A 17703-nucleotide genomic window follows, 5' to 3' on the forward strand; every position below is an offset into this window, starting at 1 on the left:
TTATTCGTCCCCACCCTTATCAGACTTCACCGCTGGCTTTGCGGCCTTTTGAAATTCTTCATGGAATTTCGGCATTGGAGGACCAGTGAATGTCCCCGCAAGCTTGAAATGCGTGTGCATTGCCTTGTCGTCTCGCACATACTTCTCAAAATCAAACGAGTATTTCTTGTCGACGGTCGGTGTGAACGGAGTATAGGGTTTCTTCGCACCCTTCCACGGCGACCCTTCATAATTCAAGTGGCAGGCGTTACACTTTTCTTGAAACTCAAAATCCTGCCCGGCTTCAACTAGATTGGCACGCTCTGTGGTTTTCTGCGACTTCTCATAGGCTTCACCGGCTTTCCGGTGAATCTTACGGTAGTCACTTCCTGCTCCGTGACAGGATTCGCACCCGACGCCGGTTAAGAATTTCTCGGGCTCTTCGATGACGTACCCACCTTCCTTACCGAACCCATCGACGTGGCATCCAACGCAATCTTTGTCTTTTGTATAGTCCTTTTTAGGATCAAGCTTGGCCTTGACCATCGCCTCGTCCTTCTTCTTACCTCTGCTGGGCTTGAGCGACTCCATTGCCTTCCCATGCAGAGTCTTCTCCCAAGCTTCTCCCTCGCCTTTATGGCAGTTAAAGCATTTCTTCCTACCCTCGAACGTCCCGTCGGCTGAGGCTGTCCCAGCCATGATGAGGAATACCGCTGCAGCGGCCAATCCAGATAAAATGCGGTAATTCACGGCATCTCCTTTCCGATAGATATAGGAATACGCACCCGTTGATTGCTATCCCAATACCAAACAATATGATTGTACAACACTTCCACTTATTTTACTCCGCGCCTCAGACGCGGTTAGTTTACCATGAGCAAATTCAGAACTGCTAGCCTGATATTTTTGATTATAAGACTCAGGAAGGATTGTGAGCAGCCGGAATTTTATACACCCAATAGCCGCCATGCTTATGGACAAGTTGCAACGCTTCAAAGTCAATGGGCGTTGAATTCATCAGCGGCAACATTTGAGCAAGTAAAATTTTGCCGTTCTTATTCTGGTTGAGGAAATAGGCACGGACAACTTTTTCGGAAAGCGACTGAAGTGTATAGGTGTCATAGCCATACTCCTTCATCCAGGCTTTGACCTGATTGGCCAGCCCATGAACGTTTCCGGTAAGGGGAAAATCCTTGAACGCAATTTCCATGCGATCCGGCCGCAGAAGACCTACTTTATAAAGATCGGTTGGATGAACTACGATATAAGATTCTCTGGTACCAGCCAATTCGCGAAGCATAGCAGCCCCTTTTGTGGGCTCTGATGAAAGCGCATCAACAAATTGTTGAAACTTTTGCTCTTCCTCCGCAGATCCCCGGTCACCCCAAAATTGTCGCTCGTACTCGAGAATAATAGGCGTACGATCTTTCCAATATGAGGGGGTGATCAGCGGCTGTCCGAGATGGGACTTAAACAGCGTTTCCCGCTCAGACAACAAATGAAGCTGTCGAGAAATGTCCCACCAGGCTAAGATCAGACCATCTTTGGGAACATGTTGGGTGAGATCGTTGCCAATAGTGGCCAGCTCGGCAAGCTCTCCTCCCATAAACCCGATCGGCTCGGAGACCAAACCTTCCCAGTTCAACAGGATCGAATTGCCATTGGCCCTCATAGCACGATAGGCAACGGCAATCGGTTTTTCAACAGACTGAACTCGTAGCTCATATTTACTGATCTTTAAGTCTGGCCAGGAATCTAGCGGAAGGTTTGGGAACTTAGATACTCCACCTTCATCAACAAGCTGATAACTGTAGGGAACGGGGGCTGGTTTAAACCAGAGGTAGGAAAACCATCCAAGCAAAACAAGACCTCCCGTCACCAGGATTACTCCTAGTGACGGGAGGATCTTCTGTGCCCCTGAGGAATGTGACATCGGTTCACTCAGGGACGATGTACCCAACTGACTACTTCTTGTTCCGCCGCCAACCGGCGAGTGCGAGCGTCCCCGCCAGCATCATGCCCCCGCCGATGCCGCCCAGGGAGATCTTGCCGGTCTCGCTGTCGAGATCCAACAGACTGCTCTTCATATGGCCTTCCAACTTGGCCACCCGTGCTTGCAGGTCCAACTTCTCCTTCAAGCGCGTATCATCATCCATGATTTCCACATAGGCCCGGTTCATTGCGGCCCAACCCACCGTGTAGGTATAGCCCCAATACTGGTGCGCCAAGCTCACATGCAACTGCACTAAGTGGTCTTCCGCCATTTCAAACAACCGCAACTCATTGGCCGCTGGGTTGTTCCCCTTCGACCAATAAATCTGGAAGAACTTCTCAAACCCATCGGTCTCCGGTGCCGGTGGCGCCGGTCGGTTGGTCTTCTGACCGGTCAACAGGCCGGCCTTGTACTGCTCTTCCACCACGTGATGCGCTTCATCGTACTTTTCCAAGCCGGAGAAGGTCCCGTTGTCCATGAACTCCATCCAGGCTCGGGCATAGGTTTCCGAGTGGCAATTGGTGCAGGTCTTCACCCAGGCATCATTGCGCTTCTCGGCCCAGTCGGTCTTGATGTTCTCCCGAATCCCCGGCACGAAGGGATAGTTGGCCCAGCGCACTTTCCGCACAATGTTGTGGGCGATCTTGCCTTGATACTCCATGTGGCAGTATTGGCAGGTCGGCGCGGTCTCGGCCCCCTTGGCCATGGCTTCTTTAATCGGAACATTGAAGTTCCACTTATCTTTATCCCGTTGATACTTCAACCCGTGCTTCGACAGGCTGTAGGCTTCCCAGTTGTTGTGGTCCGCGCCGCTGTGACACTGGGCGCAGACTTCCGGCTTCCGGGATTCCGCCACATTGAAGTCATGACGGGCATGACAGGTATCGCACTTGTTCTGATTGACGTGGCAGCCTGTGCAGCCGTCCGCGATTTCCCGCTGCGGCATGCCGGCATAGACTTCCACTTCCACGTTGGCCTTGTAGTCCAACGCATGCGACGGACGACCCTTGGGCCACTGATCCTTTGGCCAGGTGATCGTATCCCGCTCCGACTCGCGCTCCGCAAACTCTTGCAAGTGGCAGGCGCCGCAGGTGTCGGCTGTGGCAATCTTGATATCTTTGCGGTGATCCGCCTTGTTCTTCGTATTGATGTCGAAGTGGCAATCGATACAGCCCACTTCCTTCAACTTCTCGCCTTTGCCCAACTTTCCCAGTGACCGCAGATTCTCTTCCACGGCCTCCAGCTTCGCCTTCTTATAGAAGGTATCGTCCTTCGGAGTCAGCTTGCGGATCTTGTCCAGGTTCGCATGGGTGCTCTTCTTCCACGCCGCCACCCAGCCTGGGGATTCATCGGTATGGCACTTCACGCACTGCTCGCGACTCGCCACTTCCTTCACCGCTTGCGGCGGCTTATAGAAGGTGTGCGGGTCAAAATAGCGGCTAAAGGACACCGGCTGCCAATAGTCGCCATATTTCCCCTTCCCGACTCCTTGGACCGGATCCAGGTACCGCTTCAAAAGCGCTTCGTACAGCTCCTTCGGCGAGGCCGATCGATCGATCTTAAGCGCCTCATAGGTTTCCTTCGGCACGGTGGGAAAACTTGCCTGCGCCTGGACTGCCGCCAACACGCCGCAGACCACCAGCGCATACTTCACCAGGTGTTTTACCGTCACAGCTCGACTCCTTCCGTTTGATGGCCAGTGCGCTCTGTCCTTCAACAAACACTCACTCATTGCACGCTTGTATTTACTTACTTCTATTGCGCAAGATTAGAAATAGAATGGCGGCGAAATATAGCTCAGCCCCATCCGAGTGTCAAGAAATTTTCATGCATCACAAGCGGAGAACCTCGCAGATTTCTTCATTAAAACCAGACGAATCCACTTCGATTACGGCCGTTCCCGATCAATGACGACCGTAATGTTTTCAGCACCGGGCTTGATCGGCTGACTCATCCCTTCCAAATCCCCACTCTCCGGCATGGCTTTCCCGGATTTCGATAACCGCGCAACGATGACAACGGTGTCGATATCCGATAACTTTCTCGATGGCATGGGGCTGGTAGAGTCATCCAGCCTGAACGTAAATGGAAGATCCTTTCTCGACGCCCTCACGATAGACACCGGCATCGGTGGGCCAGCCACATCCTTGGCAAACACGAACAGCGTATCCGGCAGAGACCCCTTGTTCGCCAGATTCGGCCCCAGAATCACCTTTCCTGTAATTGCGCGAGACTGACCGGATTGCGTCGTCGGCTTGGCCGGCTTTGCCTGTTCCATTGGTGGATTCGCCACCAGCATATTCATGCTCGGACCACCGCCCATTCGCCGTTTCGCTTCAGCAATACTGGCTTTGAGCTGATCAGACGATTCTTGATCATCAGGCGGAAGATAGGTATGGGCATCCTCCCATTCCTTCGCTGCACGTGCAAAGTCTTTCCGGTTGTACGCAATCGTCCCTGATAACATCAGGGCCTTGACGTTGTGAGGGTCAAGCTTCAACGCCTTTTGGATCAGGGTTTCCGGCCTTCCCTCAAGCTTACGCCCCTGGTGTACGGCGAGGGCATCGGCATAGTCGGCTAGAAGACCCGCATTGTCGGGATCAAGCTTTGTCGCCCTTTCAAAAATCGGGACTGCATCCGCGTACCGCTCCATCGCCATATAGGATCGAGCGAGCAGCCCCCATCCGACTCCATCGTTCGGATTTTGCTCTAACTTCTTTCGCAATTGCTCGATAAGCTGGTTCAACCCCTCCGCCATCTGCCCATCACCACCGGGGCCGCCTTGCGAAGCAACGGACGCCGCTGGATGGGTCATGGCGGCAGGATTCCCCAACGTCCAATAGAGGACACCGCTAGACGCGGGAATAATCATCGCTAATGAAAGCGCCACAAATCGAAGATTCACAAGTCCTCCCGTGGTCACCGTTGAAGCGTCAGTGGAACCGGTCTCTTCGAGTACACGACGCTCCAGTTCACTCCGCGCAGCCTGATACTGGTCATCAGTCAGCAAACCGTTGGCAAGATCTTGTTCCAGTTCAGAAAACTGCTGCCGATACACCGGGAGTTTCTTCTCCTGATCGTTGGTCACGGTCGGCTGACGCATGAACAGCGGGCGCAAGACAAATCCCAAAACGGCAAAAGTCATGGCGGACACGATAGACCAAAATGTTACCGTCATGAGCGCTTTCCTCCTTCAGCCAGCAACTGTTCGACCCGTCGATGCTCATCTTCCGTGACCGGCACATCAACCACCTTGCCTGCCCGACGCCGTAGCGTGATGATCAAGGCGGTTGCGCCAACGATCACCAAGAGAAACGGCCCGACCCACAGAAGTGTCGTCGAGGCTTTGAGTGGCGGCCGATACAGGACAAAGTCGCCGTACCGCGCCGTCAGAAATTCGATGATCTCCTGATCGCTCATGTTCTTCGCGATCATTTCCCGCACTTCTCGACGAAGATCTTCGGCAAGCGGGGCATTGGAATCGGCCAGAGTCTGGTTCTGGCACACCAGGCAGCGCAGTTCGACGGCAAGATGTTTAAGTCGCGCTTCACTCGCCGGGTCATCAGCCAACGGCCTGGCTTCACCAGCCCATACTGGCCCGGACAGGAACAGAGCGACGATGAGTGCGGTCCATTGTATGTTCATTGTGCTTCAAGCTGCTTAACGAGGGGAATGATCTTCTTCTCAACTGTTTCAGAATCCAATGGACCAATTTGCTTGTACTGAATGACGCCTTGCTTGTCGATGACGTAAGTCTCTGGGACTCCGTACACTCCGTAGTTGATCCCAACCCGGCCGGCGTCATCCACGCCCACGACAGGATAGGGATTGCCCCACCGGCTCAACCAGGTCATCGCTTCATCTCGTTGATCCTTATAATCCATGCCGTAGATCGGCACTTCACCGGACTTCGCCAGCTCCATGAGGACCGGATGCTCCGTCTTGCACCCACTGCACCACGAAGCCCAAAAGTTGAGCAACCAGACCTTCCCCTTCATATCCGCCGGAGAAAATACTTTGGTTGGCTCCAGCAGCTGTGGTTGAGAAAAATCCGGCGCGGCCTTCCCGACGAGGGGAGAGGGAATTTCTCGAGGATTGAGCTTCAGTCCAATCCCGAGAAACACAAGGACGACAATGAAAATGGACAGCGGCAGGAGAAATCGGTTCATGCCACTTTTCGCCTTGCCGCCCGATTAGACGCAGGCACATCTTGCTCTTGCCGACGCCAAGCGATACGATACCGGCGATCACTGATGGCGAGCACTCCGCCAAGGGCCATAATAAAGCACCCGCCCCAAATCCAGTCAATAAACGGCTTATGGTAGAGCCGCACGCTCCAAGCTCCGTCATCAAGCGGCTCCCCCAATGACACATACAGATCCCGTAACAACCCGGGATCGATCGCCGCTTCCGTCATGATCTGATTCTGAGCCGTATACCGACGTTTTTCAGGATAGAGAACCGTCGCCTCTCGGCCATCACGACTCACCAAGAAGCTCCCACGAGCCGCGGTGTAATTCGGGCCAACAACATCCTGTGCGCCATCGAATCGGAACGTGTAGTCATTGATCGTCGCCGTTTCTCCAACGTTCATCCGCACATCTTTTTCCGTCTCAAACCCCTTCACCATCGTCACCCCGACGATAAAGACCGCGATACCGCAATGGGCCACAATCATCCCCCAGTAGGATCTAGGGACAGATGCTAACCGCCCCATGAGGCTATCGCCGGTGACATGCGTCAACCGTTCTCGTAACGACACCACGGCCGTGGTGAAGATCCAAATCGCCAGTAAGAGGCCAAGGCTGAGCAAGGGCGTCCAATTGCCCATGGCAATCGGCAATGTGATCGCCGTGACCACACTCACACCGAACGCCCACCGCAGGCGCTTGGTCAGATCTGGCACACTGGCTTTTTTCCACTGAGCAAGGGGACCGATTCCCATCAAGAAAATTGCCGGAGCCATCAACGGAACAAACACCGAGTCAAAATACGGCGGCCCGACGGAGATCTTTCCGAGGTCCAGCGCATCCAAGAACAAGGGGTAGAGCGTTCCTAACAGCACCGAGCCCATCGCCGCCACCAGCAGCACGTTGTTCGCGAGCAACATCCCTTCACGCGACACTGACGCGAAACTGCCTCCCAATCCGACACGCGGTGCCCGCCAAGCATAGAGCGCGAGCGACCCGCCGATGACGACAGCTAAGAACACCAAAATGAACATGCCGCGCTTAGGATCTGTGGCAAAGGCATGCACGGAAGTCAGCACACCGGACCGGACGAGGAATGTCCCAAGAAGACTCAACGAAAATGCCATGATGGCGAGCAGCACGGTCCAGACCTTGAACCCACCTCGCTTGTCGGTGACGGCTAGCGAGTGCACCAAGGCCGTGCCGGCTAACCACGGCATGAACGACGCATTCTCAACCGGATCCCAGAACCACCACCCACCCCAACCCAACTCGTAATAGGCCCAACCACTGCCCATCGCAATACCGACCGTGAGAAAGCACCACGCGACAGTCGTCCATGGGCGAGACCAGCGAGCCCAGGCTGCATCGAGATTTCCGCCCAACAGGGCGGCAATGGCGAAGGCAAAGGCCACCGAGAACCCGACATACCCCATGTACAGCATCGGTGGATGGATCACCATGCCTGGATCCTGCAAGAGCGGATTGAGGTCACGCCCCTCAGCAGCAGCTGGAATCAGCCGCTCGAATGGGTTGGAAACTGTCAGCATGAACAAAAGAAATCCGATACTGACGAGGCCCATCACGCCAAGAATACGAGATCGCGTGGACTCGGGAAGATGAGCGGAGAACAGCGTCACCGCAAACATCCAGATGGTCAGAATGAAGGTCCATAAGAGCAGCGACCCCTCATGCGCACCCCAGATAGCCGCCAGACGATAATGGAGCGGGAGCTGAGAGTTACTTGTGGCCGCGACGTAGAGGACAGAGAAATCCTTCTCAGCAAAGGCGTACGCAAGACAACCGAACGCGGTCAGCACCAGGAAAAACTGCCCGCGCGCAGCCGGCTTGGCCACGGCCATCAACGCCGAGTTCCCGACCGCCGCACCGTAGATAGGAAGAATGCCCTGCACCACGGCAACGCACAGTGCAAGAATCAACGCAAAATGACCGATCTCTGGAATCATAGTGAATCTTTCCTACCTTCAGGAACCACGAGCGATTTGCTTTGCTGGGCCCCGGAAGCCTTCGCCTTAGCCATCGCTGCGGCCGCTTCAGGCGGCATATAGTTTTCATCATGTTTCGCCAGCACCTCACTGGCCACAAAGGTGCCGTCAGGCGCCAACTGACCCTGTGCAACGGCGCCCTTCCCTTCTTTGAACAGGTCCGGCAATATTCCCTTGTAGGTCACGGGCACGCGCTTCGCCGTATCCGTCACCACAAAGTGGACGGTGAGACCATCGCCCTCACGCTTGAGGCTGCCGTCTTCGACCATCCCTCCGATCCGGAAGGGTCGGCCTTTCGGCACGTCGCCGTTTGCCACCTCGGTGGGCGTGTGAAAGAGCGAAAGATTACTCTTCAATGCATTCATCACCAACCAAGTGGCCACAACCACTACCACGAGACCCAACCCGATAAATGCAAACCGTTTATGCCGCGGTTTCATCCGTGCCTCCCAACAACGCAGCACGCTGTTCGGCGCGCGCCGCCGCCCGTCGTCGCCACAGGGCCAACACTTCCCATGCCATGCACAAAGCCGTAGCGACAAACGAGGTCCAGACATAGAGGCCATAGCCTCCCATTGCAAAAAACTCCGATGCGCTCCCCCACTGCATCAGCGCGCCTCCATTGCTTCAGGCATCGCCGCTGGTTTTTCATCCCAAGTCGGCAGAGACTCCCGCTCATCCATAACACAGCGGACCCGAGCAAGGATCACTGCGATACTGTACATCCAAAAGGCGATCGTCATAATGAGCATGGCCATCAGCATGGTCGCCGCCATTTTCGAACCCGTCGCCATACTCACGGAAGCCCCTTGGTGCAAGGTGTTCCACCATTGAACAGAATAATAGATGATCGGCACATTGACGACCCCAACCAGGGCAAACACCGCGCTTGAACGATCTGCACGGCGCACGTCATCGATCGAGGTCCGGAGCAACATGACCCCCGCATACTGGAACAAGAGGATCAGTTCCGACGTCAATCGAGCGTCCCAGACCCACCAAGCTCCCCAGGTTGGCTTCCCCCACATGGCTCCCGTCAACAAGGCTAAAAAAGTAAACATCGCTCCGGTAGGCGCGATCGCTTGCGCCATCATGAAGGACAGTCTGGCATTGAGCCCCATTCCGACGCCGGCCCAGATGGCCATCACCACGTACAGAAACATCGACATCCAGGCAGCCGGAACATGCACAAAGATAATCCGATAGGATTCCCCCTGCTGAAAATCAGTCGGTGCCACAAAGAACCCCATATAGAGGCCAACGACCATCAAGATGACGGCCACCGCTGCAAACCAGGGGATGAGGCGGCCTGCCAGGGGATAAAACGCTTGAGGGGCTGAATACTTCGACCAAATCACGTCCTTGAAATCCTTTTTACTCTAAAGCGATACGTAATGCCGCTGCCGTGGCCCAGGGTGCCAGAAAGAGCGAGAGCACCAGACAGGCGCCGAGCAGCGACAAGTTTGCTTCGCCGCCGGTCCCAGCCATACTGCTGGTCACGGCGCCGGCCCCGAAGATCAAGACTGGAACGTAGAGTGGGAGCACCAGGAGGGCAACCAGTAGACCACTCCCCCGCACGCCAAGGACCAACGCGGCGCCGATCGCACCAATCATACTCAACGTGGGCGTCCCAAGCAAGAGCGACAATACCAGTACCCCCAGCGCCTCCCCCTCCAGGCCGAACTGTAATCCCAGAAGCGGTGAAAGCAGCACAACGGGGAGCCCGGAGATCACCCAGTGGGCCAACACCTTCCCCAACACCAGGAGCGACAACGGTTGGGGAACCAGGACCATTTGTTCAAGTACCCCGTCTAGATAATCCGGGGTAAACACGCGGCTAAGCGACAACAGACACGTCAACAAGGCCGCGACCCACAGCACACCTGGGGCAATGGTCCGCAAGACAGCCGGCTCGGGCCCGACTCCCAAAGGAAACAGGCTCACGACAATCACCAGGAAAAAGACCGACATCGCGGCATCTGACCAGCGTCGCATGGCCAACAGCAGGTCCCGCCGGATGATTCCACTGATCGAGTCCCACATACTGGAGTGACTCATCCAGCCAGCCTCAGCTGTTGCAGCCGCTCCGAGGGAAGCGCAATCTCCTGATGGGTGACGACGACCACCAACCCCTCCCGTTGCAAATGGGCATGAAGCCGTTGCGTCACCACCGTGGTTGATGCCGCATCGAGCGACGTGAACGGTTCGTCCAAAAGCCAGAGCGGGCGCGTCGACAGCCACAACCTGGCCAACGCGACTCGACGTTTTTGCCCTTGGGAGAGCACTTTAGAGGGCAAGCGATGGACCAGCCGCTTCAGCCCGATCGCCTCTAACGCCTCCTTCGCCCCACGCTCCGAACAGGGCTCCCCGGCAAGCGCCATCGAACTCATCAAATTTTCAACCGCCGTGAGATCGTCCTTGATTCCGTTGAGGTGCCCGAGATACATCAGCTGCCCGGAGTAGAGTTCTTTCAGCTGCTGAATATCCTGCCCCTCCCATCGCACTGAACCGTCTTCAGGCGGCAATAAACTCGAGAAGATACGGAGCAAACTGGTCTTTCCGCTCCCGTTCTCCCCCACGACTGCCAACAGCTTCCCCCGCTCAACCTGCACATTGAGATCCGAAAACAGTCGGCGTTCTCCCCGACGGCAACTCAGTCCAACAGCTTGCAGCATAGTCCGCCTATTCAATCAGGAACCGCCGAGAGTAAGGGAACGAGATGCTGAAAAACAAGGGGCGAGACACCCATCTTGCTCTAGAGGCAATCCAACTGCTATCTAAATAAAGACCAACGGAGTTGACTTCCTGCCGCCATCCATCGTGGCGACGCTTCATCGAAGGTTTGAAGGAGATACATCATGAGTGAACTAGTTTGCATCGCCTTTAAGGACTCCAGCACAGCCGACCGCGTACTCAACGAACTGCGCGCCATGGAATCGAAGTATGTCCTCGACCTGGAAGACGCCGTCATCGTCATTCGCGATATGGACGGCAAGGTCCACCTGAAGCAATGCGTCGATGTGTTCGGGGGGGCCACCACTCATGGTGTCGCGCTAGGCATGTTATGGGGAGGGTTGATAGGTTTGTTGTTCTTTAACCCCCTTGCAGGCTTGTTGGGAAGCCTCGCAGGCGGAGCCAGCGGCGGAGCGGTCTCTATGGGAGCCAGTGAATTTGGCCTCCTGAGCGACTATGGGATTCCCGATCAGTTCATCAAGGATTTGGGGAGCACGATCCAGCGAGGCACGTCCGCGATTTTTCTCCTGATCAGGAATGCAGACCAAGACAAGCTGCTGACAGGCTTCGCCCGGTATGAGGGAACAATTCTGAAGACATCTCTCAGCAAGGAACAGGAAGAAAAGCTGCGGGCAGCCCTGACACACCAGCACAAACAAAAGATCGCCAAGGGGTAAGATTCTCGCTCAGAACAACGTTTGCTCTTCGACGAGCTACGCGAACGCGGGGGTTGCGAACGACCCACGGCTCAGGTTCGAGCAGAGTTCTTCAATGCACTGAGGACAGGCCTGTCTTTAGGCATTTCCGAAGTCCGCTAGGCCTCCTCCTTCTGCTTCCCATCCAACAGACAACTGACGTTCATATCGCCCATGACGTTGATCGCCGTGCGACAGCGATCGAGAAACCAGTCCACCGTGAGCAGGACCGGAATGTATTCGACCGGTAACCCAACAGCAGTAAGCACCATGGTCATCGTCACAAGACCCGCTTCGGGAATGCCAGCGGCGCCGACCGAGGCGATAATGCTCGTGAGCACGACCATCAGTTGCTGTTGAACACTCAGATCCACCCCGATCATCTGAGCGATGAACAAAGCTGCCATCGCCTCGTAAAGCGCCGTGCCGTCGTTATTGAAATTCGCCCCAACCAACGCCCCCATACTGGCGGACTGCTCCCGCAAGCCCACCTTATCTTTAAGCGACGCGTAGGTTATGGGCATCGTGGCAGTGGAGCTGGCCGTGGAAAAGGCCATCAGCAGCGCATCGCGCCCACCCCGCAGCAATTGTCCGGGCGACACCCACGAACCAAAACGGATACGAACCAGGTAATAAGCCGCCTGAATCGCAAGCGCCAGCAAAACACTTACAACAAAGATCCCCAGCGCTTTGAACTGTACAAACCCTTCCGTCCCCACGATGCTGGCGACGATGCCAAAGACCGCCAGCGGGACGACTGCGATGATCCAATGCAAAATCTTGATCAGTGATTCCAGGAAGAGCTCGACAAAATGGCCTACGGTTCCAAGAGGACGCTCCCGTTCCTTACGAAGCGCTATGCCAAAGGCCACCGCAATAAAGATCACACCGATTACCTTGCCATCATCACCGAGCGGCCCCAGCAGACTCTTGGGCACATTCTCAAGGAAGAGGACGAGCGGATTGGCAGTCTTCGCCGTGTCCTCAGGTGCAGATGACGGCGCAAGTCCAGCCTCCCGCCCTGGTTGAATCACGTTCGCGACAGTGAGGCCGACGATGATCGCGACTAACGTATTCAGCAGTAACAACCGTGGGAGCCTCGCCGCGAGTGGCCCATCCAGCTGTGTTGTCATGAATGTGTGCACAATTGCCGCCAAGATCAACGCCGGCGCAAGCGCACCCAGCAGGCGCAACACCAATTTCCCCGGCATCGCCAGCGAAGCTGCATGGCTACCAAGCAGCAACCCGGTGATGACACCAAACACCAAGGCAATCACGATGCGTCCGTAGAGCGGAATATTTTGCCACCGCTCAATCAGACCGATGCCCCGTGACCTAGCACTCGGTTTATCCGAATCGTGATCGTCCACAAGCTGTTCCTCCGACACCCCCGCATCGACTACTGAGCAAGCCGCTGAATAATTACACATGCTCAGATATGGGTAAGTACGAGGTGGAGGATCGTACCAGATCTGGCACACAACTCGTAAAAAAGATACGGCGCGGCTGAGGGACACATTGAAACGATCCTGATTCCTACATCCGGCTCGACATGACTCGTTCCATGCGCCAGCCAAGACGGCAGAAATTTCAGAATGAGTGGGCAGACTTAGAATCTTGAGGCAGCATAGAGCCATGAGGCTTGTGACGCTGCTCCGAGAATCACGATCGACGACGTCAGGAGAATGGCGAGTGTGCTTGAGGTGGTTGAATGCCTATCGAGGGGAACTGTCTGACCTTGGAGTCACTCCAGCTCAGGCCCGTGCCGTGCTCTATCTTCAACGAAATCCCGACAATTCTATCCAGCAGTGTGCGGTGGTGTTTGGTATCGCCGGCTCAACAATGGGTCAACTGGCTCGTGGTTTACACCAGAAGGGATGGGTTATCAAACAGCGTTCGCCGCAAGACGATCGCTCCATGCTGCTTGCACTGACCCCGAAAGGCCACATACTGGCCTGGCTGCTTCACAAACAGCTCAATGCGCGGCTCCCACTCACAGCAAAAGCGTCCTAACTCGAACTGTCACGGATCGCTAGCCTCCAGACTCCTCTAGGTTGTATCGACTAGGCTTTCACCTGGAAATAAGACGTGACTACCAGTAATAGTCAAAGACTCTTGTCTTCAAGATTCACAATCCTCACCGACCGGTAAGCTGCAACATTCCATAAAGCGTCCCGAATATCGCCACGAATACATATACTTCAATGAAGAACATCATGATGGATGCCCCCTTTCCTGTGTTACCCGCGTTTCTTATACACCTCCAACATGAAGCTTATATGATGGGCGCATGAAGAGTTCTTCATGCCACAAGACTAAAAAGTTCGCGATCATGAGCCTGGCTGTTCATCCCTGTAGCCTCATAGCCATCCCGCTCAAGCCGTTGCCCCCTCATTGATACACCATCCAATATGACCGCACCCCATCGCGATCAGCCAGTATCTGGCAATGCTTCACCGTCTGGCATGGACGCTCATGTGAACCTTGAGCGGTTGTATCGTTCCCGCGAGTAAAGTTCACCACGTATTCCTTCCTTGAGGTGGAACAGCCAATCAGTAACAGCACCAGCCACAACAATGCCCCGAGCGCGATAACATCCTTGTATTTATAAAACCCATGAGCCGCTTGGGTGAATACGAACATGCTCATCGTCCTCTCCTTCCAGTACGAGTGAATCTGAACAGGATGTTGACTCCTGAACCGGCGCACAGGCCTCCATTTTGCCCGCGCCGCGACGAGATCCAATCCCGCATCTGTAGGGGATTGTGCCACCCATATGGGAGAGCAGCGGAGCCTGGAAGGCTCCTCGCACAGGTCTGGATGGTCTCAGCTGAAGAAGAGTAGATCGCACGCCACATTTCCTCTTGACGGCAATCGGCTCGCAGCGTAGCCTCCCGCCGGGCTTTCAGCAAATGGAGGATATGACGGTGGAGGAATGGTCCTATCGCCTTCTTGCGTGCATCGGTTTCGTCACGATTGCGTTGCTGGCCTGGGTAACGGGGAAGCGCGATCGACCAAACTGGACGACTATCGGGGGCAGCGCTGCCTTGGCCTGGGGACTCGGCACCCTGTCCTTTTGGTTCCCAGGCTCCCGCTGGTTCTGGAGTACTCTCAACGACATGGTGGTCGCGGTGCTCACCGCCTCGCAAAAAGGAACGGTGTTTCTTCTTGGACCTCTCACACTTGGTCCCGGCCAGACGTTGCCGGATGGGACGGTTTCAATCGGCTTTATCCTGGCGGCGCAAGCGCTGCCGGCCGTCGTGTTCTTTTCCGCATTGATGGCGGGGCTGTACTATACGGGGGTCATGCAAACGATCGTGCGCCTGTTTGCCCGACTCTTTTACCGAACCATGGGCTTATCGGGAGCAGAGTCTCTCTCCGGCGCCGCGAATATCTTCGTGGGCATCGAGGCAGGCCTGATTGTCCGTCCCTATCTCGCCGATCTGACGCGATCGGAACTACTCTTGGTGCTCACGTGCATGATGGCGACCGTGGCGAGCACAGTCATGGGCATCTACGTGTCAGCGCTCCAGCATGTGATACCTCAGATCGGTGGGCATCTGATTTCCGCGTCGATCATTTCGATTCCTTGTGCCGTACTCATCAGTAAACTCACCATTCCAGAAGATGGACAGCCCATGACGCTGGGCGGAGTGCCTACTATTCCTTCATCCGACGATGCAGCAATCCCACCGCCCTCCAACCTCATTGTCGCCTTGATCGATGGGGCCGGGCAGGGGATGAAAATGGCGGTCGGCATTGCTACGTTGCTGATCGTGTTTCTTGGATTGGAGGCGTTGGTCGATTTGGCGCTGGCACAGCTTCCTATGATCAACGGAGCGCCGTTCTCTCTCTCACGGGTCCTCGCCTGGCTGACCTGGCCATTCGCTATTCTCCTCGGTCTTCGCCCTGAGGAGTGGCAGATCGGCGCAGACTTGCTAGGTTCGCGGTTTATCGAGACGGAAGTCGCGGCCTATTTCAAATTGGCCGCGGTACAATCCGCGTCTCCACCACCGCTCTCCCCACGATCCCTCACGGCCATGACCTATGCCCTCTGCGGATTCGTGCATGTGGCGAGCATGGGCATCTTTGTCGGCGGCATCTCCGCCCTGGTGCCGCATCGGGCAAAAGATATTTCGCTGCTGGGACTGCGCGCCTTATGGACCGCCTTTTTGACAACGCTGTTGACCGGTTGTATTGCTGGTGTTCTCGCATCGTCCTAAAAGGTGACCCCCACCAAGCTCTCTCTCCATACCAGTGGACAATCAGAAACGGGATCCCCCCCCTCCCCTTCACACAGTTGCTGCGACGCCTTTTCGTTGACGTAACAGCAAAGACAAGAGAGCATGAGCAGGAATGGTCGAATGTATATGCTGTAGTACATCCATCGTCGTGTCTCCGTCTTGAGTGAATTGAGAGCAGGAGGATGCCTATGTTCAGACCGATCACGATCCCGTTTGGATCAAAAATGCTGTTCAACACCGTCACGCTCAAACCCGGCGTCACCTTTGAGGATGTGGAGATAGCCGTGGGGGAACTCTGCGCTGTGGTCAAAGGAATCTACGGAGGAGAGAAAGGCGGATTCATCGCTGGACAAGTGTTCAAGTTCACCGGCTTCGTCTCGAACGAGGGTTCGCTCTCGTCATCCAAAACCGCCGACTACCATTATGTGATTGTCACCTATTGGCGGTCGTTCGACGCGCATGAACGCTCGCACACAGACGACGTGTTCAAAAAGAAATTTGCCAAACTGGCGACGATGTGTTCCGAGACCAAGGAACTTGGGTACGACATGCTGTGGCAAGGAGCGGTGGAAAGCCAGTAACGGAAACGGATCTCTGTGTTTATCTCGCATTTAGCAAAAATATTAAATCAGCTGAGAATGTCGATGAACATGAAGCTAGTGGTGGCCATGACGCTGATCGCGCTCCTAGTGCCTGCGTTCGCCCTGGCACAGCTCGATTGCATCGTGCCCACGCGCGAAGAAGGCTTCGACCCGAAGCAGCCCGGCGCCACGGAGCTCCAACGTACCGCGCGTGCGGTGGCCGCCATTGTCCAGAAGAACACGGTCTTCATGCAAGGCAACAAACCGGTGCGGGTCCGTACCACCATCGACTACGGTGGATGGGACCGGCAATCGGCCTCAGTTATTACCACGGCCTACAACCAGAAAGCCTGGCGCACCGGCGGCTGCAAGATCAGCAAGTTTGCGGATCGCGGCGGCGGGCTCTCAGATGGGACGATCGGCATCTATATTAACGAACCAGAAGCCATGTTTGGCGGGCAGCTGGGCGATGGCGAACTGAAAGCCAGTGGAATGCCGACGCCATTAGGCGCCACTGGCGGATTTCCCATGTATGCCGGAGGTGGCAACAAGGACAATCCTCGTCTGTTGATGAGTCGTGCGGGTTATGAACCGTGGGTGCCGGTGACGATTGCCGAGATGCTGGAATGGCGCGAGCGCGACCTCAAGAAAAAGGAGCAGGAATACCAGGCTTCCGTACAAGGGAACGGCAACGAACTCAATGAAGCGAAGATTGAGCAGATGTATCACGACATGAAGAAAATCAATGCAGCGGAAGCAGAGAAGATGCGCACCCAGATGCTTGTCTCGCTCGAGAAAATGCAGAAAGAGGGCGCACGCCAGTCAGCTCAAGCTGCACAGTGGATGACGCAGCAGCGCAGCGCCTTCGATGCCTACCGTGCCTCATTCACCGCCCCGCAACTCATAGCGCCGGGCACCATCAGCAATTTGATGACGCCAGACAAAGTCATCCGCGTGGACGATCCGAAGGGCAAGCCACTCGCAAAAATCGATCCGGCATACGCGCAACGCGACCCCCGGCGTATTCACTTAATTATGGTGGGGCTCAGCCCTCAGCGGAAGACCGATCCGAACTATGCATGGTTCAACACGTCGCTCGAGACGCTCGACTACGCGGCGCTCGGCAAGTTACTCAGCGAGTAGTGGGTCTTGGGGAACACGGTTGTGACAGATTCCTCTCCACTCGTAACACAATATTGAATTGCAAGACGCGCCCCCCTACCTGCTTCTTAGAAACGGTGTCCGCTTCCTTATCTTCTCGAACTAATTATGCCCTCATGGA

General features: G+C 55.4%; 19 protein-coding genes. 5 read left to right on the forward strand and 14 right to left on the reverse strand.

The window, feature by feature from the left end; all coding sequences use genetic code 11:
• The 12 genes from cycA to ccmA form a co-directional block, all read right to left on the reverse strand.
• Entirely contained in the window at window positions 1–729 is a 729-nt protein-coding gene (gene cycA / locus COMA1_RS00385) for a cytochrome c-550 CycA (protein ID WP_218055270.1), read from the reverse strand.
• A gap of 169 nt (window positions 730–898) precedes the next feature.
• Window positions 899–1912 (reverse strand): hydroxylamine oxidation protein HaoB, encoded by a 1014-nt coding sequence (haoB, locus tag COMA1_RS00390; RefSeq protein ID WP_090742176.1) that lies wholly within the window; start codon window positions 1910–1912, stop codon window positions 899–901.
• A 31-nt stretch (window positions 1913–1943) separates the two neighbouring features.
• Window positions 1944–3644, reverse strand: a complete 1701-nt coding sequence (locus tag COMA1_RS00395) for a multiheme c-type cytochrome (RefSeq protein ID WP_218055271.1) — start codon at window positions 3642–3644, stop codon at window positions 1944–1946.
• Between the two features lie 216 nt (window positions 3645–3860).
• Window positions 3861–5150: a c-type cytochrome biogenesis protein CcmI gene (gene ccmI, locus COMA1_RS00400; RefSeq protein ID WP_090742181.1), complete on the reverse strand. Its 1290-nt coding sequence runs from the start codon at window positions 5148–5150 to the stop codon at window positions 3861–3863.
• Entirely contained in the window at window positions 5147–5617 is a 471-nt protein-coding gene (locus COMA1_RS00405) for a cytochrome c-type biogenesis protein (RefSeq protein ID WP_090742185.1), read from the reverse strand. Before COMA1_RS00405 ends, ccmI begins: the two co-directional genes overlap by 4 nt.
• The gene (locus tag COMA1_RS00410; RefSeq protein ID WP_090742187.1) at window positions 5614–6141 is read right to left on the reverse strand and encodes a DsbE family thiol:disulfide interchange protein; all 528 of its coding nucleotides are present in this window, start codon (window positions 6139–6141) and stop codon (window positions 5614–5616) included. Before COMA1_RS00410 ends, COMA1_RS00405 begins: the two co-directional genes overlap by 4 nt.
• Window positions 6138–8129, reverse strand: coding sequence for a heme lyase CcmF/NrfE family subunit (locus COMA1_RS00415; RefSeq protein ID WP_090742190.1), 1992 nt, complete (start codon window positions 8127–8129; stop codon window positions 6138–6140). The genes COMA1_RS00410 and COMA1_RS00415 overlap by 4 nt, the downstream gene beginning before the upstream one ends.
• Window positions 8126–8608 carry a cytochrome c maturation protein CcmE gene (ccmE, locus tag COMA1_RS00420; protein WP_090742192.1) on the reverse strand — a complete coding sequence of 161 codons (483 nt, stop codon included), beginning with the start codon at window positions 8606–8608 and terminating at the stop codon, window positions 8126–8128. The genes COMA1_RS00415 and ccmE overlap by 4 nt, the downstream gene beginning before the upstream one ends.
• Complete coding sequence (ccmD, locus tag COMA1_RS00425) at window positions 8592–8777, reverse strand: heme exporter protein CcmD (RefSeq protein ID WP_090742195.1); 186 nt, start codon at window positions 8775–8777, stop codon at window positions 8592–8594. The genes ccmE and ccmD overlap by 17 nt, the downstream gene beginning before the upstream one ends.
• The gene (gene ccmC, locus COMA1_RS00430; protein WP_090742198.1) at window positions 8777–9526 is read right to left on the reverse strand and encodes a heme ABC transporter permease CcmC; all 750 of its coding nucleotides are present in this window, start codon (window positions 9524–9526) and stop codon (window positions 8777–8779) included. Before ccmC ends, ccmD begins: the two co-directional genes overlap by 1 nt.
• A 16-nt stretch (window positions 9527–9542) precedes the next feature.
• The gene (ccmB, locus tag COMA1_RS00435; RefSeq protein WP_090742201.1) at window positions 9543–10211 is read right to left on the reverse strand and encodes a heme exporter protein CcmB; all 669 of its coding nucleotides are present in this window, start codon (window positions 10209–10211) and stop codon (window positions 9543–9545) included.
• Between the two features lie 11 nt (window positions 10212–10222).
• Window positions 10223–10843 carry a cytochrome c biogenesis heme-transporting ATPase CcmA gene (gene ccmA / locus COMA1_RS00440; RefSeq protein WP_090742204.1) on the reverse strand — a complete coding sequence of 207 codons (621 nt, stop codon included), beginning with the start codon at window positions 10841–10843 and terminating at the stop codon, window positions 10223–10225.
• A 183-nt stretch (window positions 10844–11026) separates the two neighbouring features.
• On the opposite strand from ccmA, the gene COMA1_RS00445 reads away from it, so the two are divergent.
• The gene (locus COMA1_RS00445; RefSeq protein WP_090742206.1) at window positions 11027–11578 is read left to right on the forward strand and encodes a DUF1269 domain-containing protein; all 552 of its coding nucleotides are present in this window, start codon (window positions 11027–11029) and stop codon (window positions 11576–11578) included.
• Window positions 11579–11715: 137 nt separating this feature from the next.
• Here the strand turns inward: COMA1_RS00445 and COMA1_RS00450 are convergent, their stop codons facing one another.
• Window positions 11716–12966 (reverse strand): dicarboxylate/amino acid:cation symporter, encoded by a 1251-nt coding sequence (locus COMA1_RS00450; RefSeq protein ID WP_218055272.1) that lies wholly within the window; start codon window positions 12964–12966, stop codon window positions 11716–11718.
• Window positions 12967–13231: 265 nt separating this feature from the next.
• On the opposite strand from COMA1_RS00450, the gene COMA1_RS00455 reads away from it, so the two are divergent.
• Window positions 13232–13609 (forward strand): MarR family transcriptional regulator, encoded by a 378-nt coding sequence (locus COMA1_RS00455; protein WP_090742211.1) that lies wholly within the window; start codon window positions 13232–13234, stop codon window positions 13607–13609.
• A gap of 378 nt (window positions 13610–13987) precedes the next feature.
• Here the strand turns inward: COMA1_RS00455 and COMA1_RS00460 are convergent, their stop codons facing one another.
• Entirely contained in the window at window positions 13988–14245 is a 258-nt protein-coding gene (locus tag COMA1_RS00460; RefSeq protein WP_090742214.1) for a hypothetical protein, read from the reverse strand.
• 272 nt (window positions 14246–14517) lie between these two features.
• Here COMA1_RS00460 and COMA1_RS00465 point away from each other — a divergent pair, with 272 nt between their 5' ends.
• From COMA1_RS00465 to COMA1_RS00475, 3 genes are all read left to right on the forward strand, one after another.
• Window positions 14518–15819: a NupC/NupG family nucleoside CNT transporter gene (locus COMA1_RS00465; protein WP_218055273.1), complete on the forward strand. Its 1302-nt coding sequence runs from the start codon at window positions 14518–14520 to the stop codon at window positions 15817–15819.
• 209 nt (window positions 15820–16028) lie between these two features.
• The gene (locus COMA1_RS00470; RefSeq protein WP_090742217.1) at window positions 16029–16421 is read left to right on the forward strand and encodes a hypothetical protein; all 393 of its coding nucleotides are present in this window, start codon (window positions 16029–16031) and stop codon (window positions 16419–16421) included.
• Window positions 16422–16484: 63 nt separating this feature from the next.
• Complete coding sequence (locus COMA1_RS00475) at window positions 16485–17564, forward strand: hypothetical protein (protein WP_090742219.1); 1080 nt, start codon at window positions 16485–16487, stop codon at window positions 17562–17564.
• The last annotated feature ends 139 nt before the right edge of the window (window positions 17565–17703 follow it).

The organism is Candidatus Nitrospira nitrosa, from assembly GCF_001458735.1.
In the GTDB taxonomy this organism is placed as follows: Bacteria; Nitrospirota; Nitrospiria; order Nitrospirales; family Nitrospiraceae; genus Nitrospira_D; species Nitrospira_D nitrosa.